Source organism: bacterium (assembly GCA_035527515.1).
In the GTDB taxonomy this organism is placed as follows: Bacteria; B130-G9; B130-G9; order B130-G9; family B130-G9; genus B130-G9.
The window spans coordinates 22,686-47,729 of record DATLAJ010000120.1; the positions used below are offsets into that span (position 1 = coordinate 22,686).

At 57.3% G+C, this 25,044-nt stretch carries 10 protein-coding genes; 3 read left to right on the forward strand and 7 right to left on the reverse strand.

Translation table 11 applies throughout. The features are described from left to right. Positions 1–116 precede the first annotated feature (116 nt). From VM163_09525 to VM163_09535, 3 genes are read right to left on the reverse strand one after another with little or no spacing between them, the layout of a single operon-like run. On the reverse strand, positions 117–1,814 hold the full coding sequence (locus VM163_09525; protein ID HUT04115.1) for a PQQ-binding-like beta-propeller repeat protein: 1,698 nt from the start codon (positions 1,812–1,814) through the stop codon (positions 117–119). Beyond that, on the reverse strand, positions 1,781–2,458 hold the full coding sequence (locus tag VM163_09530) for a hypothetical protein (protein HUT04116.1): 678 nt from the start codon (positions 2,456–2,458) through the stop codon (positions 1,781–1,783). Before VM163_09530 ends, VM163_09525 begins: the two co-directional genes overlap by 34 nt. Positions 2,459–2,512: 54 nt before the next feature. Continuing rightward, a complete protein-coding gene (locus VM163_09535; GenBank protein HUT04117.1) occupies positions 2,513–4,003 on the reverse strand; it encodes a DUF1565 domain-containing protein in 1,491 nt (496 codons plus the stop codon). Between the two features lie 547 nt (positions 4,004–4,550). On the opposite strand from VM163_09535, the gene fusA reads away from it, so the two are divergent. Together fusA and VM163_09545 are read left to right on the forward strand one after the other, a co-directional pair. Then, positions 4,551–6,632, forward strand: a complete 2,082-nt coding sequence (gene fusA, locus VM163_09540; protein HUT04118.1) for an elongation factor G — start codon at positions 4,551–4,553, stop codon at positions 6,630–6,632. An 89-nt stretch (positions 6,633–6,721) separates the two neighbouring features. After that, positions 6,722–7,672: a hypothetical protein gene (locus tag VM163_09545; protein HUT04119.1), complete on the forward strand. Its 951-nt coding sequence runs from the start codon at positions 6,722–6,724 to the stop codon at positions 7,670–7,672. Between the two features lie 67 nt (positions 7,673–7,739). Here VM163_09545 and VM163_09550 read toward each other — a convergent pair whose 3' ends face one another. Beyond that, positions 7,740–8,735, reverse strand: coding sequence for a hypothetical protein (locus VM163_09550; protein ID HUT04120.1), 996 nt, complete (start codon positions 8,733–8,735; stop codon positions 7,740–7,742). 343 nt (positions 8,736–9,078) lie between these two features. Here VM163_09550 and VM163_09555 point away from each other — a divergent pair, with 343 nt between their 5' ends. After that, on the forward strand, positions 9,079–9,324 hold the full coding sequence (locus tag VM163_09555; GenBank protein HUT04121.1) for a hypothetical protein: 246 nt from the start codon (positions 9,079–9,081) through the stop codon (positions 9,322–9,324). Here the strand turns inward: VM163_09555 and VM163_09560 are convergent. From VM163_09560 to VM163_09570, 3 genes are all read right to left on the reverse strand, one after another. Next, entirely contained in the window at positions 9,317–10,468 is a 1,152-nt protein-coding gene (locus tag VM163_09560; GenBank protein HUT04122.1) for a radical SAM protein, read from the reverse strand. The two genes, VM163_09555 and VM163_09560, sit on opposite strands and share 8 nt — an antisense overlap. A 121-nt stretch (positions 10,469–10,589) precedes the next feature. Continuing rightward, entirely contained in the window at positions 10,590–12,137 is a 1,548-nt protein-coding gene (locus VM163_09565) for a TolC family protein (protein HUT04123.1), read from the reverse strand. Further along, the gene (locus tag VM163_09570; protein ID HUT04124.1) at positions 12,130–24,810 is read right to left on the reverse strand and encodes a PQQ-binding-like beta-propeller repeat protein; all 12,681 of its coding nucleotides are present in this window, start codon (positions 24,808–24,810) and stop codon (positions 12,130–12,132) included. Before VM163_09570 ends, VM163_09565 begins: the two co-directional genes overlap by 8 nt. Between the last annotated feature and the right edge of the window lie 234 nt (positions 24,811–25,044).

Genomic DNA, 25,044 nt, shown 5'->3' on the forward strand with positions numbered 1-25,044 from the left:
GAGCTCGCCTCAGGCAGCTATCCAGAGTGGGGGTCGATGCTGAAGCGCAGCCTCGGCCCAGAGTAAGGGAGCGGAGGCTCTCCGCGTGGTGAGTCCTTACTGTCAACCGCCAACTGTCAACGGCCAACCACCTGAAAGGTGAGGGGGAAGAGCTCATCGACGGGCGTCAGCGTGCCGGGCGTTGTGAAGCCGGCGATGATGGTGTATGTGCCCTCTGGTGCGCCTTCGGGGATGGCGCCGAGGAAAAGCGGCGCGTCGATCATCTCGTAGCTGTTCGGCAAATAGACGTTCGGGAACCAGGGCGTCGGCGAGGCGCGAAAGCCCGAGGATGTGTAGTAGGAGATTGCCCCGTTCGGCAGGATGACCGCCAGGTAGCCATCCACAACCTCATCCTCCCCAAAGTTATACGGCTGGAGCAGCACAATAACCTCCTCACCGGGCTGATAAACGTCCCCCGCCTCCCGCTCCGGCATCTTGACCCGCACCCGCGAGTGGTGTGGCTTGTGATCGGATAACGCGAGAAGCGTCGTTTGATCGAAAATGCTCGTTCGATCAGTGTGCCCTCTCACATATACTGTCCCAGATGAATCAAGAGCCAGGACATCCATGTCATCTTCAGGGAATGTCATGCGCCAGCGTTCTGTGCCGTCGGGATCAAGCGAGATAACCTCGCCCTGGAATGCATAATAGACGTTCCCCGCTGCATCGCACTTGCATACACTGTGGGTACCCATAGTGATCCATGGTCGGCCCATGCTCTTATCCCAAGCGGGGGTCCCGTCCGGGTCGATTCTTAGAAGCTTAAGCTCGCGGAACCAGTCATTATCGCTTTCCGGCAATGCATGCACGACATACCAACCGCCGAATGGGTCTCCGCACGCGTTCTCCCAAACAGTGAATCCATCGGGCGTGTATTCCCAGAGCTTCGCCTCTAGGCTAGCATCGGCAAACACGGCCACTTTCTTCTTCGCGGCGACGAAGACATTTCCCAGTTGATTCACCTTTGTGTAGTAGCCGCCCCACGCGGGGTACGTCTCGTAGGACGGGAAGTATGCCGAATGAATCGAGACGCCGTCTGGATTCAGCTCAGAAGCACAGAACCATTCTGCCTCAAAACCACCACCAGGCACCGCCTCCCAGGTATAATATGCCCACGTGGCTATACCGTCTGCATTGAACGCAGCGATATACGGGCAATGCTTCAGCACGTCTTCTGAGACCAGGTTCCCATGTTCATCAAAGACCTTCATTAGCCCCTGGTCCTCAGTTCTCCAGTCGGCAAGAACCGCCAGTCCTCTGTGGTGCACGGGAACAACGATGCTAGCGCGAACTGTCGTATTCCATACCTCTGACCCGTCAAGGCGCCGGCAAGACAGTACATCATCTCTGGTCCCGCTATTGGAGTTACATAAGTAGATGTGATCATCATCGGTTGCGCGGCCACAGAAGCCGGACCAATTGGGGTCGGTGTAGGGCAGCGGAAGTCTTAGGTCTGTGGACCCGTCAGGACGTAGCAGAAGCACGAGGTTGTCTTGTAAAAAGCCCGCGGTGAGCAAGAGTCTGTCCTCGGGGCCGATGCCGCCGAATGCAAGCCCCTCTAGCATCCCCCTCGAATACATGACGTTGGGGCATCCAGGCCCTGTGCTAAATCCGCAGCGCGCCCTACCTTGCCGTCCCTCTTCGATAGTCCAGGCGCAGTGTGAGGTCGATATGTGTCCAAAGGCCGCACCGGCCAAACAGCCGCACAGCACCACTGTCATGAAACATACCGCGAAGAGCTTCACGGGTGGTTCACTCCTTTTTCGCCAAACCATGCCTCTCTCCCGTCCGTTATTGGGATTAGCAGCTTATATTTTTCACGGACGTCCCAAGGGACGCTCTCGCAGTTGTATGGGTTGAATCGCTCAGACGCCTCGGCAAAGTGGGCTGCGAATGTTGCGAAGAGGGGTGCCTCCGCGCTATTTGGCGGATGTTCTTTGCTTTCTTCTCTCTCTTGCTTGACTTCCGAATCGTCCTTCACTTCGTTGGCAAGGCCGGGGAAGAGTGCGTCATAGGGCCATGAGTCGTTGCCACTATGGAGGATTCCCCGCCGCGCTATTTCATCTCTGACCCACGGTCCTTTCGGGATCCATTCTCGCGCAAGCCCGACCAAGAGAGCTGCGGAGTGGTCTGTTGGGCTAGCGAGCGGGGCCATGACAAGATGCGCCGCCATATCGGGCGCTGTCTGGCAAAGTATCCAGAAGAGGCAAGCGCGAGCCTGGGGGGATATTTGCAGACCATCTTTGCGCAGCTGCCAGCAGATCAGAGGGGCTGCGCGGCGACCGGCCTTGAGGAGGCGCTGAACAACCGAATCATTCCGGAACGACATCAGGAGCTCCGACATGGTGCCAGCGTGCCGAGCGAAAGGAATGCCATCGGGTTTCGCGACTTCCTTGATAATGTCGAGGTAAGTAGCCATTCTAGGTCCTGCTCGTACTGTTCAATTTGGTGGCTCTGTTTTCATCAAGGATTCTCACGGAATCGGATAATGGACTCCCATGTCCACCCTACCGGTGTCCGGTGTCCCATCTTCTTGCGTTGTCATGCGTGAGAGGCCGGCCTCCTCCGCGGACCTGCTTCCCGCGTCGATGCACGGGCTTGCGGGATCAAGATAGCGCTTCCACCCAGTCCATCCAGGCCACGGCGAGTCGGCTACAAGCATCGGGTCCTGATCGATGTTGCCCTCGCCAGGATAACCGCCCTTTATGCAGCAGTAGCTGGCAGATACACCATAGAGGACCAGGTCGTTTGTCCCCCACACAATGCAATCGACCACCGCCGCATCGACGCCACTACAAGAAATCCCTGACCCGTATCCGATGTTGTCCACGATGGTGTTGTTGAATATCTGAGGCGGCCCAGCATTCTGATAGTCCCAAGTCGCGATCCCGCCCCCAAAGCACGCGGTGTTCCCCACAATTGTGTTGTTCGCGATAATCGCCGCGCTGTTCTCGCAGAGGATACCGCCTCCTTCGGCTGCACACGACGGCTCCGCGGTGTTTCGGAGGATCAGGTTGCCTACAATGGCGGGCGAGCCGCCAGTGCAGTATATCCCCGCGCCGCCGCCCCCACAAGCACCCCACCCTGCGCTGTTCTCTCTTATCGTGTTATCTGCAATTAGAACGGAGCTGTCGCGGCAGAATATCCCTCCGCCAAACTTGACCCCCATCAAACCACCATAGGATGCAGGGCCGCCGCCCGTAATAGTAAATCCACGAATTGTCACACCTTGCACATCCTCGCACGCGATGACGCTGGTCCCATATTCCTCCGCATCAATTGTTGTCCCAGGCCCTTCAGCGACAAGTGAGACCCAGCTCTTCATCCTCAGCGGGAAAGCCTCGCCGGTGGCCCAAAAATAGGTCCCAGGGGCGACATGAATCGCCACAGGGGCCTCTTGTAGGCTTTCCACCGAATACAAAGCATGCCTGATTGACTGCCAAGGCGCTTCCTCGGAGCCGTAGTTCGCATCATCGCCAATCTCTACGTCAACGTAGTAGTCCGAAGCCTGAGGCATCCCGACCATGAACGCTGCGAGGGCTATGTTGCTGAGCAGGTCCGCCGTGTCAGCCCGGGTCAAGGCCGCAAGAAAAAAGAACTCGCCAGGTTCGTTTATCGGCGGCATCTCGCACGGCACGGTGAACCAGAAAAACGGCGTTCGCTGCGGCTGCGCTAGACGGGGGAACCAGAAGCCGGGGGCCCAAGGGCCCTTGACGCCCTCGCACCAGCCGTCCCATGCAAGCGTGTAGAGCGCGCCTTCGGGCGTCAACAGGCCGACATAGACGTCAACGGACATGCCCCCGCCGTCGTTATGACCGGCCAGGCTCACCTCAACCGTATCCCCCGCCTTGTAGCTCTCGCTGTCGGTTTTGATGAATACCTGAGGCGCCGCCCTGGCCGCCCCCGGCAACATTGTCAAAAGCGCAATGGTGACGATAATTAACCCGAAAACACGTAGCTTCATGTCCATACCCTCCATACGATAGAGAAGATCACAATTCAACCGCATCGGTCTCCTAATCTACTAGATGCTTCGTCCACGAAGGGCACTAAGGGCCACGAAGAGAAGAAGCATGTTCAAGAACGCGCCTCGACCATCAATCCCTCCTCTTGCCTTCCCTCCTGCTTCGTGTGTCTTCGTGTTCTTAGTGGATCATTCCTACGATCAATCGCCAACCGCCAACCGCCAACGGATAACTATGAATACGGGCCGTCGGCAATGTCGGCATCCTCGACCACCCCGACGATCCGAGGGGCGGCCGCCGTCTGCACCCACTCGCCAGTCGTGTTGTCCAGAATTGAAAAACAACAGAAAAACCCAAATCACATTTTAGGCAACAAGGATGGATTTTACGCCCCCCCCGACCGCCTGTCAAGCTTTTCTCGCCGAGAGCATTTTGGCATTGGTCGGGCGGCCAGTCGTTCCGTCGCTTTGCTTGACAGACTCGCCTTTCGCCGCCTATATTCGCCGACATCGGCAATGCTAACATTTATTGTTTGAGGAAGATTGAATGAAGGACTACGACGTAGCAAAGATTCGCAATATCGTTCTATGTGGACATGGCGATACCGGGAAAACGTCCCTGGCCGAGGCGCTTCTTTTCAACAGTGGTAAGACCACGCGGCTGGGGAAGGTCGAGGACGGGACGACCGTCATGGATGATGCCCCGGAGGAGATTGAGCGTGGCATATCTATTTCAAGTTCGTTCTCGTTCTTTGAGAGCAAGGATACTCGGGTGAACCTGGTAGATACGCCGGGCTATGCCGACTTTATCATGGACGCCAAGAGCCCTATCAAGGTGAGCGAGGGCGCCATAATAGTGTTGTGCGGTGTGGCGGGCGTGGAGGTTCAGGCCCAGCGGGTTTGGGATTTCTGCGAGCAGTACGGCACGCGCAGGATGATTTTTGTGAACAAGATGGGTCGTGAAAGAGCGGACCTCGAGCAAGCGGTCGATTCGATAAAGAAGTTTCTTACCGAGAAGATCGTGGTATTGGACCTTCCTATTGGCCATGAGGCAGGTTTCAAGGGGGTTATAGACCTGGTCGAGATGAAGGCTCTTATGTATGAGCGTGATGGTTCTGGCAAGAGCAAGAAGGCAGACATCCCGGATGAGTATGCCGACCAGGCCGCCAAGTATCGCGAGAAAATGGTTGAGGCGATCGTCTCGACGGACGATGCGCTCCTGGAGCGGTATCTTGAGGAGAAGAGCATCTCGGGTAGCGAGCTAATGGAGGCCTTGGCGAGGGCCGTGAAGGAGGGAGCGTTGGTCCCGGTGCTCTGCGGATCGGCAAAGCAGAACATCGGCGTTGATGTTTTGAGTAGGATGGCAATGACCTTGCTGCCTTCGCCGTTAGATTCGCCGCCGGTGATTGCGAACGATGCTTCGAGCGGCAATGAGGTGGAGGTGAAGATCGATCCTAAAGGGCCGCTTGCGGCGTTTGTCTTCAAGACGATAGCCGACCCTTATGCGGGGAAGTTATCAGTGATGAAGGTCTATTCGGGTGCGCTTTCGTCAGACAGCACGGTGTATAACTCCAACCAGAGGCGTAAGGAGCGCATCGGTCAGCTCATCTACCTTGAGGGCAAAGGACACGCGATATGTCCACTTGCGAAGGCGGGAGACATGGTTGCCGTTGCGAAGCTGAAGGAGACGACCACCGGAGATACTCTCTGCGACGAGAACGAGAAGGTTATCTTCCCCCCCATTAAGTATCCGGAGCCGATGATCTCCTTCGCCATTGAGCCAAAGTCGAAAGTGGACGAGGAGAAGATCTCAAGTGCCGTTTCTCGGCTGATGGAGGAGGACCCCACGATGAAGTCGCGGCGGGACCCCGACACGAAGGAGCTCGTCATTTCGGGTTCTGGGCAGCTTCATGTGGAAGTGATCGTGGGCAGGATGAAGCGGAAGTTTGGCGTTGAGGTGAATCTCAAGGCCCCGAAGGTCCCTTACCACGAGACTATCCGTAAGAAGGTCAAGGCGCAAGGGAAGTACAAGAAGCAGACCGGTGGACGTGGGCAATATGGCGACTGTTGGGTGGAGCTCGAGCCGCTGCCAAGGGGCACTGGCTTCGAGTTCGTGGATAGGATAGTGGGCGGCGTGATACCGAGGCAGTATATCCCAGCGGTCGAGAAGGGCGTCATCGGCGCGATGGATAAGGGCGTCCTTGCAGGCTATCCTGTGGTTGATCTGCGAGTTACGGTTTATGATGGTTCGTTCCACGCGGTCGATTCTTCGGAGATGGCATTCAAGATAGCGGGGTCGATGGCGTTCAAGAAGGCTGCGGCAGATGCTAGCCCTGTCCTATTGGAACCGATCGTGGAGCTGGAGGTGGTAGTGCCCGAGGAATCGATGGGGGACGTGATTGGCGACCTGAGCTCGAGACGCGGCAAGGTCATAGGGACAGAGACCATCGCTGGCAGGCAGGTGATCAAGGCGATTGCGCCTCTTGCGGAGCTGTCCAAGTATGCCCCCGACTTGAGGTCTCTGACCGGCGGACGAGGGAGCTACACGATGCAGTTCTCAAGCTACGAGCCGGTTCCAACAATTATCAGCGAGAAGATTATCGCGCAGTCGCAACAAGCAGAGGAGTAGTGGTTCGGAGCTTGGGTTACTGCCCCAGTTTGGCAGCTGCGACATCACATCGCCCGAGATATTGCGCCTCGCCAAGCTGGAAGATGGACATGAAGCCAAGTCTGAATCTGGACGCACAAACGCCGCTCGACCACAGCAGGTCCGTTCCCCTCGCAGCGCATAAACTTAATATCGTCTGGCTGTTTCTTTCGGCGATCATCCTTTCGGCCTTCTATTGTCAGGCCAGTTCCGTCCCGCCGCTCTTGCCTGTTTCATCGACGCACTTTGTAGAGCGCCTCGACCTGGTCTCGATCGACTGGACGTCCGGCCTGATATACGCGCTCGGGCGCTGCGAACTTACGGACATGGATGAGGCGCAGGCGGCGGCACTGGCGAGACAGAATGCCGCAGATGCTCTCGTCGCGGCCCTGCTTGACATTCGTGTTTCAGCAGCCGAGCGCGTGAGCGACCTCATGGCCCTGCGCGGCGCACCGGCCCTCAGGCTCTCGCAGCTCGCATCGAGCACTTCTGTCCTTTGGGAGTGCGTGCAATACGGCAAGACCCCAAGCGCCTGCGTCTTTCTTGGCCTGGACGTAAAAGGCTTCCCCATCTTGCCCTTATTAGTTGAAGGAGTCGGCGTGGGCGATCGCCAAAGCGGCCTCGTCATGCCAACGCCGGTTCCGGCCGACGCCAGCGCCGAGTGGCTGTCCGCCATCAGACATCCCACGGGGTTGATTATCGACGCTTCACGAGTCTCTCTGAAACCAGCGCTGTGCCCCGCCATATTCGCCCAAGACGGGCGGCTTGTCTTCGACGTGCGATATGCCCGGCGGCTGAGCTTCATGCAGAACGGCGGCATCACTTATATGTCTGGGACCGACGCGGCGAGAATAAGCCCGTTAGTGGGCCAAAACCCGAAAATTGTCGAGGCCATATCAGCAGCGGGACATCTCGCCTGCGACGTTGTCATCTCGAACGACGATGCCGACCGACTCATCTTTTTGCGCGGGCGGCTGCCTTTTCTTGCCGAGTGCAGGATAATCATCGTCTCGAAGCTCTGAACGCCTGCCGCCTCGTAGCCGCATCCTGACCCGCTAAGGATGCTCGCCGATGTCTATATCGCGCTGCTCACACCGGGTTGGGGCTTTTTGACTTATCAGTCAGAAGGCGGGCGGGCCCACGATCGATCGTGGCCTCTATCCGGTATCTAAGCCTGTCCTTCAAATCCAGCCACTCGCCCTGCTTCCAAGGCAAGTGATTGTATTGCTGAATGTCAAAATGGAGGTTCTTCATATCATCATCCCTGCAAAGCCAAATGATCCGAAGGCCCAAACCCATTGCATATCCTGCCTCAAAATAAACGCTCTGCCTTTGATCTGTCATGTCCGCCACCATGAAACGCGACTCTTTGATTTGGGCTATGATGTAGTCGTCGGCCTTGCCGATGTGGTCCTCCCGGTCAACCCGGACGGGGCCATATCCAGCCGCCGCAATGCCCGGTTTGATCGCCAGATCGTATAGGTCCTCAAGAGCTTTGGTGAAGTGCATTGCCACAAAGACTTTGGTCGAGGTCGCTCTGGATTCCTTGAGCTTCTCGACGCGCTCCCAGCCTTTAGTTGTGAGCCGAAACGGGCCGGCGGTGCTGCCTCCTCTTCCTATTAGAGCGAGACCGGAATTCTCCAAATGCTCTAAGAAGAAACCCAATTCAGTCCCGTTTTTGGCATAAGCTAGAGGGTAGTCATTATCCTTATCAATGCGGAATTCCGCGCCCGGATGTTCTGATCTCTTGGCCATTCCCTGAAGAAGACGGTCGATCTTCTCTTGCACGGTCGTTGGGACTCGGCCAGACAAGAGCTCGTCAATTTTGTCCGGCCGGACTGACTCGATCTTGAGCATCCCGCCGTGTTCTGAAAGCTCCCTGGCAAGACCCGAAAGGAGATGGAGCTTCCGCTTGGTATCTTCGCTGGGCGGGAACCGCCATGCTTGTTTTCGGATGCGGAACTTGTGACACCGGCCACAGGTCACAATGCATCGGTCTGTGGCAAGGTCATCTTCCGGTTTGATGTCACCTCCCCCACAGAGGGGACATCTCATGTTGTACGTGTCTTCGAGGTTGTTCTGCATACGGTACGTTCTCCTTCATTAGCCTTCGCCCACGGCTGCCCTCACAGGACTCACACATCTGCGCACGGTTGCGTGGTCATTATACGTCACGCCGGTTGTGCCACAACACAAGTTTGAATTCCCTGAAGGGGAATGACAATAGTAGCCGTAGGTGCAGCCTACGGGAATGGGACGAAGCAGAGGAAAATAATATATCAACGCTGAAGAGGTTGCACAACGCTGTGATTCGCTGGGGTTGTTCGACCCCTTCTGGGCCGATCTCCGCATTGATATCTGATTCCGTAGGCTGCGCCTACGGCTATTCACATTATCCCCCTTCAGGGGATTTAAGACATGATCGCGAATGTGTTGTTCGGTTTCGCGCTTCACGGGCATCGTTCCTATCGCGGACTGGGCTTTTTACAGCGACCTGACTCCGAGCTTCAATCGCCTTGCGATTGAATGGCTGGCGGCCAGATTGCGGAGCAATATGGCGGCTGAGGGTCCCGCGACGGAAGCCCAGAGCGCCACAGGAGCACGTTTCAGAAAAGCCGCGGAGGGGTCTGGGGACACGCGGCGGCTGTCCCCAGCTCTGATCAATCCTACCTAAGCGCAGCGTAGCGGACGAACGTGGTGGCTGTCTTCAGCAGCCAGGTCGGGCTGAGGATGATGTTGGAGTAAGCCTGATTGGCGAGGGGGCAGAAGCACTCGCCTCGTCGGATGGATGCCCTGACCTCGTCGGCTTGCCTCGAGTGCCATATTCTCCAGAAGTCGTAACCTGTCTCACGGACGTTGCCGAGCGAGGCGTCGCCGGCCATCGTGCAGCATGCCCACAGTTCGCCGTAAGGGTCCAGATGGGCGTTTGAGATACCGGCGTAGCATGGGATGACCTGCCTCTGCTCACGGAGCGTCCTGAGGGCAAGGCCGTAATAGACGAGGCGCATCGCCTCGAGCATCCTGGTATATCGCCTTTTGCCCTTGAGGCCTTCGATGGTGTGCCTTTTGAACACATTTATCGCCCGCTCATAGTCATCTGGCGAGGGCGTTATGTCAGCGTCCTTGTTGGCGAGCTCGGTTCTGGTCTCGGCGAGCTCGCTGCGATAGCTCTCGATGCCAAGCGAGTGGACGAACGAGGCGATCGCCTCGATGCTGTCCATGTTGAGCCGCGAGATGACCGTGCCGACTTCCAGCACGAACTGCGGGAAGCGGTCGGATAGTGGTCTGAGTCGTTTTATTGTCTCAATGACTTTGTCGAAGTTGCCGGGCACGCCTCTTATCTCGTCATGGTGCTCGCGGAGGCCGTCCAGGGATGGTTTGACCGACAGCTTGACGCCTGGGCTTTTCTGGCTGATGTGCTCGAGCATCTCGCTCACCTGGCGCTCGATTCGTCCGGGCATAAGGGCGTTGGTCGGGATGTGGACGATGCTGGGGCGAAGGTGGGCAAGCGCGAGCGCCACGATATTGGGCAAATCGTCGCGAAGGAACGGCTCGCCGCCGCTGATATTGAAGAATGCTATTGTGCCCATCCCCTTGAAGACCCTCTCGATCTCATCGAGCGAGAGCTCTTTCTGAACTAGTTCAGGCCGGTTCTCGTGGAACTTCCATATCAGGCAGGTCTTGCAGCGCGACTGGCAGCGGTTGGTAACGGAAAACGTGAGAGTTATCGGCAGTCCGGGCCTCGCGATGCCTCGCCTGGCGAGCTGGCAGTTGACGGCCCTGATGATGTTGCCCAGAAGGTTCGCGCCTGATCGCATAGGTGCCCCCCGAGAGGTTATTTCTGACCACAGAGAAACAGAGACACAGAGAAACGGAAAGAAAGGGTATCAGAGAAATGACAAGGGTACTTCTCTGTGGCTCTGTGGCTCTGTGGTGAGGTCATCTTCCGATTGCGCGGTTAAGTCTCGCGACGGTGCTGAGGTAATCATAGGTTGCACGGATGTGGTCGATTCGCGCTGCCGTGTAGTCGTTCTCTGCGATAATAAGGTCTCTGTTGTTGATCAGACCTTCCTTGTAGGTTAGACGAGACAATTCAAGTTGTTCGGAAGCGATCTTCTCGGCAAGTTCGAGATAATTTATGTCGTCCGAGAGCATCTTGAGCTGTCTGCCCAGCTCGCGTATTGAAATGGTTATCTGGCGCTTGGTCTCCTCGATCGTTCTTGTTATCTGGCGCGACGCGATCTTCGACTGGACCCAGAGCTCGCTGTCAGACACGTCGAAGAACCCGTGCTCAAACCTCAGGCTGAATTGCCAGACGCGGTCCGTAACGTCGAGCGTCTGACGGAGCCTGTCGTCGGTCTCCGACATGGTGAGGCTGCCCTCGGCCTCGAGCGTCGGCAGCGTATTGTTTCTGGCGCTTTCCTCAATGACCTTGTACTTATCAAGCTGCACTCGAATCGCTTTCAGGTCCGGCCTTTCATGCAGTGCGGTCTCAACGCATTGCTCTATCTGAATGGGCACTCGTTTCGCGCTAACGTTTGAGACAGGCAGGACCTCTGTGCCGATCTTTAGGCCCATGATTTCAACGAGGCCGTCGATGGCACTTTGAAACCCTTTCTTGGCGGTTGCAAGGTCCCGTTGGCGGTTCACGTGCGCGAGCTCCGCCCTGGAGTAGTCGAGTCGCGACGACAACCCCTCTGTAAGCCTGAGTTGGGCTATCTTCACGTCTTCCTCGGATGCTGCGAGCGCAGAGACCATTTCTGCGACGTATTTTTGAGATTTCAGGACAGTGTAGAAGGCCTGTTTGACCGAGAGCGAGAGGTCAAGTATCTGGTCTTGGAGGTCCATCCTAGCGATCGCAACGTCGAACTTCGCCTGTCTCAACGGTGCTGTTGCCGCGTGCCAGAATGCGCCCTTCAAGAGCTGTTGGGAGACCGAGAGCGCAAGCGAGCTTCTGAACTGAGATCTATAGCTGGAGGTGTCCAGATCGAGCATGCTCGCCGCTTCTGTGTAGTAGTCGGCTGTATGCTCAGTCCAGTCGAGGCTGCTTGTCAGTGAGAAGCCGCCGCCGTATTTGTGTCTTTGTGCAAGCGATAGGCTGGCGAAGTTCTCGTAATCCTGCACGAGATGAGAGTTATAGATTGAGCCTGTATATGTTGTGCCCAGATTCGGCTGGAAGCTGTTCTTCTCGATAGCGAGCTGCGATCTCGTGGTCAGGACTGAGTCTTTCTGATTCATCAACCCCAGATTCTCTCGGAGGGCAATGTCCAAACAGTCCTGCAACGAGAGGTGGAGCGCCTCGCCCGGGGATTGGGGGGGGAGAATCTGCCCGTTGCCCACCTCTTTCTCTGATTTGGCGTCCGCCGTCAGGTTCGCGCCCAAAAGGACGCAGAGCACGGCTAGGCAGCATCGCATAAGGCCAAAAGAAAAGGCGGGTAGATATCTGCCCGCCTTTCCATCAGAGATTCTGAGAATTTTCCTATTCAAGCTCCCACTCGATGTGTGACACCTTGCTGACTGGGCTGAACGAGTTGGCGTCTGAGAAGACGGCAAACCACGTATATCGGCCCGCGGGGAAGGAGCTCAGCCTGCTGCTGAATAGCCTGACAGGCCACACGTCTGCGTGCATTGGAAGCTCGTAATTGTCCAAACAAGGCGTGAGAGCTGGCGAGAGGCCCGGCGCGAATAATAGCGAGCCGTCCGGCATCTGAAGAGCCACATAAAGGTCCACTGTCTTCGGCAAGCCGTCGTTTCTGAACTTGGCGCTCAGGACGTGCTTCTGGCCAGCACCGTATGTGCGGCTTGCTCCGTCCAGCAAGAGACCCACCTCGGGCCTCAGGTCAATCGCCGTAACCAGCGGCAACGAGGCAAGGATTTCATTGTCCTGTCCATGCAACGCTATGTAAGCACGCCAGACGTATTTTCCTGGCGAGAAGCCTTCGGGCACAACTGCGCTTAGAAGCGCGAAGTTCTGGAGTTGGAACCCGCTGATTACGTCGAGGTCAGAGGCATAAGGCTCAGGCTCTGTGCTGAAGTTGGGCAGATACACGACAACGCCATTTGGCAGGATCAGGCTCACGTAGAGGTCAACGCCGGACAGCGTAAAGCCGCCATTGTAGCAAGACAGCGAGATACTCAGCGTGTCGCCCGGATAGAACGTGCCGCCGTTGCTGCCAAGTTCGAGCGACATCGAGGGCGTTGACCCAGTGCCAGTTCCCGAAAGCGCCACCTCAAGCTCCGGGTTCACGGGATCGTTCGAGACAATCGTCAGCGTCCCCTCTGCCAGCCCGATATGCGAGGGTGTGAAGAATATCGGCAGGAACATGCCCGTCGAAGGGTCGATGGTAATTGGTATCAAAACACTGCAACCGAACGCAAGATTGTCGATCAAAATGCCCTCGATTGTCAGCGGCGCCTGGCCAGTATTTGTTACATAGAGCTCTGGCCAGAACGAGCTTGTCCCAACCTCTACATTGCCGAAGTTGTGAGATGAGTCTGATACCAAAATCTCTGGGTACTGCAACCTGTATTGCGTCCTTGAGTCTGCTGAGGCAGGCGGTTCCTCAACATTTCCGGCTGCATCAGTGGCTATGGTGTAGAACTCGTAATAGCCCTCGCCCTGCGTCGCCTCAAACGGGAACAAGCCTGCCTGGCCCTGGGCGGTCAGCCCCGCATCGGCCCAATCACCCCAGCTACCACTCAGCGAGGCCGAATATCGATACCAGAGTCTCACCGACTCGACCGGGCTCAAAACGTCGGTAGCGCTGAAGCCGACCGTTACCTGCGTTGCATGAGCTTCGTCAGGTGAGCTCGCCATGGAGAATGGCGGCGTCGTGTCAAACACCACCGACGCATCGGCCTCGGAAGGAGTCGCCTCTCGGTTGCCGAAGTTATCCTTCGCAATTGAATAGAATTCGTAGGCTCCATCGCCCTCGACCGGCACGAAGTCGAAGACCCCTATTGTCGCTCCCGTGACTTCAAGGCCTGTATCCTTGTTGGCGCTGCCGCCGACGCTATACCACAGCCGCACAGACGCGACGCCCACGCCCTTATCCGCTGCGGTGAACGCGACGGGGACCGGCGATTCATTCGTGTATTGTTCGTCAACCGAAACGCTCGATTGCGGTGGCACGTTATCGAACATCGTAACCGCGGTAACGGTCGCGCCGGTCGTCGGTGCAGGCTCCGTGTTGCCGCAGTGATCGCTGGCCATGGTCCAGAACGAGTAGGTGCCAACGCCGTCCGGCGGGATGAAGTCAACTGTGCCGGATGTAGCCTCCATCCGGTATCCCGACTTGGCCCAGAGGCGCTCCTCGTAACGATACCAGAGGTCAACATGCTTGACGCCGCTCAGCGAGTCCCAGGCCCAGAACGAGACCGGTATTGTGTTGCCGGTCATTTTGTCCGGAGAGGAAACGCTCGAGCTCGGCAGCGTGATGTCGTAGTAGCTGGAGGTGTCTGGCGCTGAAGGTGTAAGCTCCTGCCAGCCCGCATTGTTAGTCGCGATCGTGTAGAACTCGTAATAGCCCTCGCCCTCGGCCGCACCGAACTCAAACACTCCCCAGGACCTAGACAACATCACCCCACCATTCGTCCAATCGCCTCCATTGAACCTATAAAGCAACGCGACACCCGCGATCCGAGTATCGACATCCTCGGCCGTGAACCTAACATTCAATGGCAGCTCGGTCGTGCACTGTGCGCAGGAGCAGCTGGATGTGGGCCTGGTCGAATCGTAAAAGCAGCTGCCGTCAGGAACGGCCGGTGGAGACTCTACATTGCCAGCTTTGTCAATGCCTATTGTATAGAAGTCGTATTTGCCATGCCCGTGCGTCAACGTAACCGCGACCGTGCCGCTTGTTCCCGGTAATACGTAACCGGTATCGAACCAGGTTCCACGATTGTAGCGGCACCACAGCGTTAGTGACTCCATTCCAGAATAGGCCTCAATGGCCGCATACCCAACGTCTATCACCGCACTCGTCGCATACTGAGGAACCTCGGCTCGCGACATCGGCGCTGACTTATCGAAAGCGGTCGAGGCATCCGGGGTGGCCGGTGAGGCCTCCACGTTGCCCGCAAGGTCGCGGCCTATCGTGTAGAAGCTATAGAAGCCACCTTCTACGTCAGGCTCGAAGATGAAATCGCCAGACGTCGCGGCAGCCTTCTCGTCAACCTTCTGCCACTGGTATGACTCATACTGCGCCCAAAGCTCGACCACGGCCACGCCGATGCCCTGGTCAGATGCCGCAAAGTGCACGACTATCGGTGAACTGGTCGTCCATTCCGGCGCACTAGCCGCTGTTTGCGGCGCGACAGTGTCGAAGAAGCAGGTGCAGTCCGCATGTCCATCCCACGCCTGAGTGTTGCCCGCTGCATCGGTTGCGAGGGTGTAGAACTCGTATCTTCCGTTACCCTCCGCCGGCACGAACATGAAGATGGCCGCTTCGCCCGGTAGTGAAAGCCCAGTCGATAGCCAGCCCATGCCCTCGTAATTGTAGAACAGCTCGACTAGAGCCACGCCAGAGCCGGTCCCGTCTGCCGTGTAGCTGATCATCAACGGCAGCTGACGGTATGTGTTCTCGCACGAGCTGTCCGACGTAGGTGAAGTGATGTCGTAGGCCACAGTCCTCGGCAGCCTGCCTGTCGCAGCCTCCCGGTTACCGGCCTTGTCGATGCCTATCGAGTAGAAGTCGTAAGTCCCCGGTCCCTCTGTCGGCGTGAAGTTGAACGTCCCGGTCTCCGTGTTCGCTGAGAGCCCCGTGCTCAGCCATGAACCCAAATTGAACCTGTAGAACAGAACAACTGTGTCGATCGGGGCGCCCGAGAGCTGAGTTGGCTCCACGCACGTGAATGTAAGAGAGATCGGCAGCGTGCTCACTCCTGCCGGCGCATCAAGCTGCGTCACCGGCGCCGTGCTGTCGAACAGGGTCGAGGCGTCTGCGTCCGGAGGGGCTGTCTCGACGAATCCAGCGTTGTCGGTCGCGATCGTGTAGAAGAAGTATCGGCCCTCGCCAGCCAACGGCGGGTAGTTAAACGTTCCTGAGGCGTTTGGCGAGGAAAGACCCGTATTCCCCCACACGCCGGCCTCTCCAAACTTGGCCATAAGCGAGACGCTAGCGATCCCTGACGCCGTCTCGACCGTCGTGAAGGAGACCGAGATCGGCACAGAGTTCGAGTACTCTGCGACCAACGCCGAGGATTCTGGAGGCGTTTGATCATAGACCGCCGTGGCGTCTATCTTGCCGGGGCGAGCCTCTACGTTACCGGCCTTATCCGTCGCGATCGTGTAGAGGCTGTAGCTGCCCTGGAACCCGCCAGGCGGGTCGAAGGATATGGCGCCCAAAGGCGAAGTTCCGTAATCGCCCGTGTATTCCTGCCATGTGCCCGAATCGAGCTTGAACCACAGTGCGACCTTGTCTAGGCCCGCTGGCCCATTGTCGATGGCGATGTAGGGCACGTCAAATGGGGCGCTCGTCGCTATCCCGGGCGAACCGCAGGACGACACAGGCGCTGACCTGTCATAGACAGTCGTAGCCTCGGCCGAAAGCGGTGTCGCCTCGACGTTGCCCATATTATCGGTCGAGACCGTGTAGAACCCATACGTCCCCTCAAGTGCCGGATCTGGCTCGAACAGGAACTCACCAGACGTTCCCGTCACCGGCTCACCATACGGGGCACACAAGCCGTCGAAGCAATAGAACAGCGACGTGCTTGCAACACCGGAAACATCGTCCGAGGCCGTGAAGCGCACGACGATCGGGAGCGAGTTGGCATACTCGGGAGCCTCAACCTCAGAAGTGGGGCCCAATGTGTCGAACGTCGTAATCGCATCGGCGAAAGCCGGTCTGGCCTCGCGATTGCCGCACAGATCAACACCGATTGTGTAGAAATGGTATATACCCTCGCTGCTCATCACGAAATCGACCGTGCCCGACGTGCCTACATACTCGCCGCACTTCTCGTATCGCTCGCTGTTGTCGCTGAACCACAGCTCAGTGTAGGCAACACCCGCCGTCGCGTCAGTCGCAGCCCAGGTGATCTCAACGTTCTGGTCGGTGCTCCCGGACGGCGCCGTGCAGAACGATTCTGGTGCGGTCCAGTCAACGATGGTTTGCGTGTCGAAGGTAACGTCTCCAAAAGCATCGAGGGGTGGACTCTCAACGTTGCCGCAGTTATCGGCTGCTATCGTGTAGAACTCCGCCACGCCCTCAAAGTCAGAAGGAGCGATCGGCCAGACGAATTTGCCCGACGTCCCAGTCTCGATGAGGCCAGTCGCCGTCCATGCTCCGGCGTCAAGCTTGACCCAGAGCTCTGTGCTCGCCACGCCCGAAGGCGCATCACCGGCCGTGAATGACACGGTGATCTGCTCGAAGTCCACGGCGCATTCTGGCGACTCGCAGCTGGACCAGGGCGGCGTCGCGTCATATATTGTTGTGCTCTCTGAAATGGCGCCAGGGTAATTCTCGTAGTTGCCACCTCTGTCCCTGGCGCGGGCAGCGAACTCGTAGGTCCCCTCCAGCGACGGCAGAAACACAAACGTGCCATACGACGCAACAATGTGGTCCCAATAGATCCAGACGCTACCGTTGTATCTATAATAGAGGTAAACTCTAGACACACCCGCTGGCCCTGCGTCGAAAGAAGTGAAGTCAACATTGATGCTAGGTGTGGTAACGCAGTATGGCGACATGGCCGATGCTTCTGGCGCCTGTGTGTCGAAAACGAACGAGCAGTCGGCCGAGCCCGGAGCAGCCTCGCTGTTGCCGGCCACGTCGGTGCTGAGTGTATAGAACTCATACAGGCCGTCGCCATCAGTCGGCACAAAGTCAATGGAGCCGAACTTGCCGCCGGGGCTCTGGCCCGTCCAGGTCCAAGTCCCACCGTTGAAGCGATACCAGAAAGCGGTGTAGTACATCCCAGAGACGTTGCCAGTGCCATCCGTGGCGGTGAAGTTAACGGTAACAGGGACAGTGATGACGTAATAGAGGGGAGCCGAGCAGCTTGACTGAGGCGGCGTGGTGTCGACGAGCGTTGTGTCGTCGGCCGTCGCTGCTGGGTCCTCAACGTTGCCCCAGTTGTCCTCAGCTATGGTGAAGAACCCATACAGGCCGTCTCCTTCCAGCGCTGTGAAGTCGAAGGTGCCGGCAAGGATGTTGGTGCCAAGCACCTCAAGCCCTGAGTGCTTCCAGGCCCCGCCGTCAAGGTTATACCACAGACCGACCAGTGTTACGCCGTTGCTGACTGGGTCTGAGGACGTGAAGTTAACCGCCATAGTGGCGCTAGCTACCAGGTCAGGTGCCCCGCTTATGCAGTCCGACGATGGTTTAGAGATGTCCCAAGTCGTCTGGGTATCTGGCGGTGATCCCGGAGGCGCCTCGACGTTGCCGGCCTCGTCGGTCGCAATCGTGTAGAAGCCGTAGGTGCCCTGGCCGGACGGCGGGTCGAACACGAAGTAGCCAGATGTGCCGACCTGATGCTCCGCATAGTCGGAGTACGAGCCGCCGCCAAAATTGAACCACAGCACCACATCGGCGACATTCGTTACGCCGTCGGCCGCCGTGAAGTTGACCATTATCGGAACGTCTTCCACAAAAGCATCAGACGTGCAGCTCGATGTTGGGTCGCCAGTGTCGAGTTGGCACGCACAGTCGGGCGTGGTGGGAACGGACTCATAGGTTCCGCCCTCCAGCCGGACTATGGTGTAAAACTCGTAGAGCGCGTCCGAAACAGGATAGTCGAAGTAGATCGTCCCCACGGTCTCAGTGCCATACTCATCCGTGAACTGGTGCCAGCTCGTGTAGTCTGGCCCGACGTAGCGACGCCACCACAGCCTCACCGTGTCCAGCGTTGCCCCGGAAGGAATGGTCGCCGTGTAGGACACGGGGATATTCGACCCATTCCAGATTGCGGGTGCCGTCCCGAACGATGTCGGCTGAGACGACGTGTATGTGGTGAAGCAGTCGCGGGCTGAAGGCGCAGCCTCGATGTTGCCGGCCATATCACTCGCAATCGTGTAGAACTCGTAGAGGCCGTCGCCGAAGGTGGGATCGAACTCGAGCGTCCCGGTTGCTGTCCCCGAGAGCATTCCGCTCTCCTGCCAACCGATAGTCCAGGTCGTCCCCAGGTCGGGAGAATACCGCAACCAGAGCGCTACGCTGTCAAACGTGCCCGTGGCGTCATGTGACTCGAAATCAATGTCAATCGGCGCTGAGGTTGTTACGGTCGCACACGTGCATTCCGAGACTGGAAACACGTCGTCATAAACTGTCTCGCAGTCCGCGACACTAGGTGTCTCCTGGTTTCCGCTGTTATCCGTGGCTATTGACCGGAATTGATACGTGCCAGGACCATACAAGGGAACGAAGTCAAACGTCCCGGACGTGTTCGTATCGCACAAACCTGAATCCTGCCAGCCTGTGCCCTCCCAGTTGTACTGGAGGCAGACCTCGGCTATGCCGCTCGAGTCCGGATCAACCGCCGCAAACCGAACAGGTATCGGTGAGCTGGTGCTGTATTCAGCGCAGAAGCAATACGAATCTGGCTCCTTAGAGTCGTATATCGTAACGATGTCATGGGTTGACTTCCAATCTTCCACGTTGCCGGCGTTGTCCACCGACTGGCTGAAGATGTAGTAGTTCCCCTCGCCATAAGGCAGCGTCAGCGCGATTGTGCCGATGGTCGAGTCGCCATAATCATCCAGCCAAGGCGCCCAGCCACCGTCGCCGAAGCGATAGAGCAAACCGACTAGCGCTATGCCCGAAAGGTCGTCCGACGCTGTGTATGCAACGTTGATGTCAGGAACGGCGGTGTAAAGCGGCCCAGTCGCCGATGAAGTCGGCGCCTGAAGGTCATAGAGCACGGTGTGGAAATCGCCCGTTGGCGCCGCCTCAATGTTACCAGCGTTGTCCAGAGCGATCGTGTAGAACTCATAAGTGCCAGCGCCGGCGAAAGTCACGAAGAGGAACTCCCCGTCTGTGGCTGTTTCCACGAGCCCTGAATCCGTCCAGGAACCGCCGTTGACGCGGTAATGTAGATAAACCAAATTGATTCCCGACACCTCATCCGACGCGGCGTAATAGATCGGGATTGGTTGGTAATTGTAGGAGGTAGTTCCTCCAGTAGAAATGACCTCCGAAACAGGTGGGGTTACATCGTAGCAAACCGACGTATCCGCGCTGGAAGGAGGCGACTCGACGTTCCCGAAGTCATCCGTCGCAATCGTGTAGAACTCAACCGTGCCCTCTGTCGCGACGAAATTGAACGAGCCTGCCCCTGTGGCTGGATTGAGATGCCTGAAGCCGGAATAACCCCATGGTGAATTTGCCTCAGCATACCGATACCACAGGTCAACGTAGGCGACGCCGCTGTAGTTATCCGTCGCCGTGAAGCCGATCGTGATGTTCGGGTTGGAAACGTAGTACGGCGAGATCGGGTCAGCGGCTGAGACAGGCGGTGTCCCATCATAGACAGTAGTGTCGTCCGGCCCGGACGGAATCCCCTCCGTATTGCCAGCGTTGTCGATGGCAATTGTGTAGAAAAGGAACGTGCCGTCGCTGGCCGCTGGGTGCTCGAAGATGATCGTGCCGGCCGTCGCGGCGTTCTCAACTGTGTCGTAAAGCGTCCAATAGCCACCCTCATAGGAATACCACAGCGACACTGAGTAAAGCCCGCTAACCGTTATGCCATCCTTCTGAGTATCGTCCGCCACGTAGTCGAGATAAATTGTTGAGGCGCTAACCTCATCGACCGCCTCGACAGATGACCAGGGTGGCGTAACATCGTGGATGCAAAAAGTATCAGGGACCGGCGGCGCAAGCTCCACGTTCCCGTCCGTATCCTCGAGGATCGTGAAGAACTCGTAGAGGCCCTCCTCGTTGTGCGGTGCGGCCCACGGGAAGAGGATCGAGCCCGTAGGTGCTGTGTAGCCGTGGTCGCCGTCATACTCGTTCCAATTGCCGCTCTCATAGCGATACCACAGCGTAACGTCGGAAACCTCCGCGCCAGGCGTGTATGCCGAATACCCAACCTCGATTCCTGAGACCTCCGATTGAATCGAGAAGAACTCGATCGTCCCATCGCTCGCATAGGCTGGGGCGTCGGCCTTCGAGGTCGGCGTCGTGCCGGTGTAAGCGCAGTATGTATCTCGGGTGGCCTTACTCTCCCAGAGACCGGCATGGTCCTGAGCAAGCAGGTAGAACTCATACCAACCATCACCGAGGGTGGGATCGTAATAGAAGATGCCGGTGAGGTCCTGGTCATGCGTATTACACATCCCGGTGAACGTCCAATCGGGCGTCCAGGTCGTCCCGCCATCAGTGGAATACCGGTGCCACAGGCAGACCCTTGCCAGCCCACTAGCGAACGGGGACCAGTCAGTTGCGGAATACGTAATCTCAACCGGCGCATGATTAACGGGTGAGGAGCACCCACCACCTGACATCGGTCGTGTCGTGTCGTAAATGGTTCTTGTGTGCGGCGAGGACGGGATTGCGGAGAGGTTACCGGCCCTGTCGAGCGCTCTCGTGTAGAAGTCGTAAGTGTCATCATCGGGCGGCGGGAAGTAGAACGTTCCGTATTCACCGGTTTCCCTCAGGTTACTATCAATCCATCCGCCGCCGCCATTGAACCGATACCAGAGCTGCGTCTCCTCGACGCCAGAAGAGGGCATGTCCTCTGATGCAAAGTCAACAGCGATCGGTGAGACGGTCGCGTATTTTGGCGAGATGCAGTGGGAGATCGGCAGTGTTTGGTCAAGCATCACCCACCAGTCGGCGTTCTCAGGCGGAACCTCCCAGTTGCCCAGCTCATCCTTGGCGAGCGTGTAGAAGTAATATGTGCCCTCGCCGTGCTGCAACTCGAACGGCCTGGCGCCAGCCACTATCGGGGCCCCTCCACCAAGGGATGAGCCAGTCGCGTTGAAGGCGTCCTCGTCGCCGAAGCGATAGTAGAGCCATAGTTCGTCCACATCCATGGTCGCATCTACAGCGCTGTAGTTATATGTCAACGTAGTGGTGTTCGTGTAATGATCGGCAGCCCAGCAGCTCGACTCCGGCGGCGTAGTATCCCAGAACCCGGTGATGGTGTCGCCTGGGGACGTTTCTATGTTGCCGGCAGTATCTTCCGCGATGAAGTAGAACTCATACTCGCCATCACCCGCATCAGCCAGAAATGAGTAGGTGAACGCTAAGTCGCCCGGCGCCTCCATCCAGTAGGTCAGTATCGGCGGGCTGCCATACAAGTAGTAGCTGCCTCCGACCTTGCGGTAGAACATCCAAGTTGCGGATATGCCGGTCAGGTTGTCGGTTGCCAAACCTGATACAAGAAGGGTGCCCTGGCTCGCGTCGGTACAAGTAAGAGGCCACGAAAGTGGCTTTATGTCGTCATAGACCGTTGAGCAATCCGGCGGCGTTTCATCAACAGGCAGCGTCTCTTCATTTCCGCAATTGTCATAGGCAACTGTATAGAAGCCATAGACACCGTTGCTGCCTGGCCCCGGCACTGCAAACGGGAAGGTCCCAGTCTCGCCAGCCTGAGTGTTACCAGCCCCTATATAGGGGTGCCACGCGTCTCCGTCAAGGTTGTAGTAGAGCTTCACGTAATCGACGCCGCTGGTCTCGTCAGAAGCAACGTAATCGACTAGGATCGTATTAGGATCGTTCTCCATATCCGGGGAGATCGCCCTGGAGCGAGGAGACGTTGTATCGACGATCGTCTCCATATCAGCGGGGGTCGAGGCGCCAGGATATGCTTCCGTGTTGTTGCAGCAGTCTCTGGCAGCAGTTGTGAAGCCGTAAGTCCCGTCGCCAAGGGATGCAACAAACTGTATGGTATCGCTCACATCCTCGACACAGCCGTAATAATTCCAGCCGTAGAAGTGCCAACCGCCCCCGTTGTATTGATAATACAATGCCACCCACTCAATGCCGGACATATTTGGGCTGATGCTGGGGTCGTTCGCGGCGACGTCAACGTCGAACGTCCCATCACTATCGCAAGTAGGCGCGTCAGTAACCACAGAAGTAGGAGGTGTGGTGTCGTAGATTACGACTTTAGTGGTGCTAGGCGTGCCCTCGTCGTTGCCACAGTTGTCGGTTGTGACGCAGCCGAACGTGTACTCCCCGTCTAGAGTTGGGATGAAGTTGAAGTAGCCCTCAGAGCCGCTTCCTTCCTCCTTTTGGTCGTAGGTCCACGAGCCGCCGTCATATTGATACCAGAGCTCGACGTCCGGCTCGTAGGTGCAGCTCTCATCAACGTCGTAGTCCACACGGATCGGCGCGGGATACGTAGGTCCGCCCCAGCAGCTGGACTGGGAAGTTACGTATGTGACCGGAACCGTGTCGTCATATTTCGTCCAGCAGTCGGCCGTGCTTTTGGCCTCTATGTTGGCGCAGTCCTCAGCAATTGTGAGGAACTCTATCCGCCCCTCAAGAGACCAATCCGCGGAGAAGACGCCGACCGTGGAGTCGGTGGACATGAGATAAGTCCAGTCGCCCCACCATTTCTGGCCCTCGCAGTCGGGCGTCCGACGATACCATAGTGATACCCTTGTGACGCCGGTGAAGTAGTCGGAAGAAGTGAAACCAACCTCTATCGGCGAGCTGGTGAAGCATTGAGAATCGCACCAGCACGTAGAGGTTGGCGGCGTGTTGTCAACATCCATGGCATCGAGCCAGCCTGTGTCAGGATATGTCCCCGTTATGCCACCCCACGTCTCGTAGCTCATGTAATACTGATAAGGACCCGCTGCCAACGAGCTCACGGTCCCAATCCAAGTAACTCCACTGTCGAAATGCAGATCAACAACGGTTGTGCCGTCGTCGAGATGCGCCTGAACCGCAGCAAGCGTGGCGACCGTGGGAGGGACACTGCAATCAACTGTGAACTCGAATATGGTTGCCGAGCTCCCGCAATCCGGAGTATGCGCCGGATTGGTCAGGTAGCTGCCAGTATGGAACGCGTAAAGCGTCGCTGGGGAGTCGTATGTGCAGAAGTAGAGGGTCCCGTCCGTCCCGATAGACCCTGCCGACAGACAGGTCCATTCGTCATAGCCGAGATCGTAAGACCAACAGAGGCGTCCTAGCGGCGAGACACCGAAGAACAGCCCGCCGTTGCCTGTAACATAGATTGTGCCAGTAGCATCAATTATTGCACTGGCATACATGAGATCGGTCCCGGCCCCCAGTTGGACAGACCATTTCAGTGTCCCGCCTGAGGCAATGGCAAACAAGTTGGCCTTGGTGTCCACGATGTAGAGGGTTCCATCGGTGCCAATCGCGGGCGCATTGAGTATCCCGGCCCCCGCCTCAGGGCTGTCCCAGGCCCAACCCAACGTCCCATCCGATGCAACGCAATACAGGACATACTCGTTGGCGCTATCCCCCGAATCGCCAAAGTATATGTGCTCACCGTCTTCAGAAACGGAGGGCGAGGAATAACGGACCTGGTCTATGCCGCCCGGAGGAAACTCCCACTTCATGGCCCCGGTGCTTGCATCAAGCGCCACCAGGACCCCAGAACCTCCGGAATCTCTCCCGGTAATATAGACCGTATCCCTATAAAATGCGGGGGAGGTCTCCCAGAATGTTTTCTGGGGGATGAACGTCTTCGTCCAGGCGGCGGTGCCTTGAAGAGGCCCCGACATGTATATGGCGTGAACCTCGTCCCATTCTATGCAGAAAACCAGGTTCAGGTCATCGGCGATAACGGGAGAAGTGATCGGATCCCCACCGACCGTGCCGTCGTATGACCAGACGAGACTCCCCCCCTTGTCAATCCTATAAACGGACGCACCTCGACTTTGGGCAATTATGCTGGAATCGCTTGCAATCGCGGGAGCGCACTTCGCCCAGTTTCCACCCAAATCATAAGTCCACCGTAGTGAGCTATCCGGATTCAAGGCGTAGGCGTTCCCGGGCCATTCCGACGTGAAGCGCAACGTCCCGTCCGTCGCGATAGTGACAGAACTACCGTGCAGCCCGGGATACGTCCACTTGAGGAACGGGCCATTCGGCCCCACCCAGGGGCATCGCCCTGAATTCCGCGCATCGTAGAGATAAGTCGGCCAAACGTCTCCCTGAGCAAAAGAGGCCGACGAGGTGACTAGGCCCAAAAGAACCAAAACTCCCAACGTCAAAGCAAATCTGTGTCGTCCGATCATTACTATCGCACCACCCTTTCTTGGTTTGAACCAAACACGGTGTAGATATTCAATTCCTGTCAAATAGGACTTCTCGCTACCAACGGACCAGTAGCCCCTGGACGCAGACTAAGCGCCTTGAAAGAAAAATACCAATAGCGCAACAAGCCAGCATTTGCCCCTTCTGGCCTACTCATCACTAAAAATGTGGCTATGCAAGATGCCCAACCACTTGCTATACGTAGAATACAGAAT

What these genes read in the sequence shown, in the direction of transcription:
- VM163_09545 (HUT04119.1), top strand. Translation starts at nt 6,722, where the DNA reads ATGAAGCCAAGTCTGAATCTGGACGCACAAACGCCGCTCGACCACAGC.
- VM163_09525 (HUT04115.1), bottom strand. Translation starts at nt 1,814, where the DNA reads ATGGTTTGGCGAAAAAGGAGTGAACCACCCGTGAAGCTCTTCGCGGTA.
- VM163_09535 (HUT04117.1), bottom strand. Translation starts at nt 4,003, where the DNA reads ATGAAGCTACGTGTTTTCGGGTTAATTATCGTCACCATTGCGCTTTTG.
- VM163_09560 (HUT04122.1), bottom strand. Translation starts at nt 10,468, where the DNA reads ATGCGATCAGGCGCGAACCTTCTGGGCAACATCATCAGGGCCGTCAAC.
- fusA (HUT04118.1), top strand. Translation starts at nt 4,551, where the DNA reads ATGAAGGACTACGACGTAGCAAAGATTCGCAATATCGTTCTATGTGGA.
- VM163_09570 (HUT04124.1), bottom strand. Translation starts at nt 24,810, where the DNA reads ATGATCGGACGACACAGATTTGCTTTGACGTTGGGAGTTTTGGTTCTT.
- VM163_09550 (HUT04120.1), bottom strand. Translation starts at nt 8,735, where the DNA reads ATGCAGAACAACCTCGAAGACACGTACAACATGAGATGTCCCCTCTGT.
- VM163_09530 (HUT04116.1), bottom strand. Translation starts at nt 2,458, where the DNA reads ATGGCTACTTACCTCGACATTATCAAGGAAGTCGCGAAACCCGATGGC.
- VM163_09555 (HUT04121.1), top strand. Translation starts at nt 9,079, where the DNA reads ATGTGTTGTTCGGTTTCGCGCTTCACGGGCATCGTTCCTATCGCGGAC.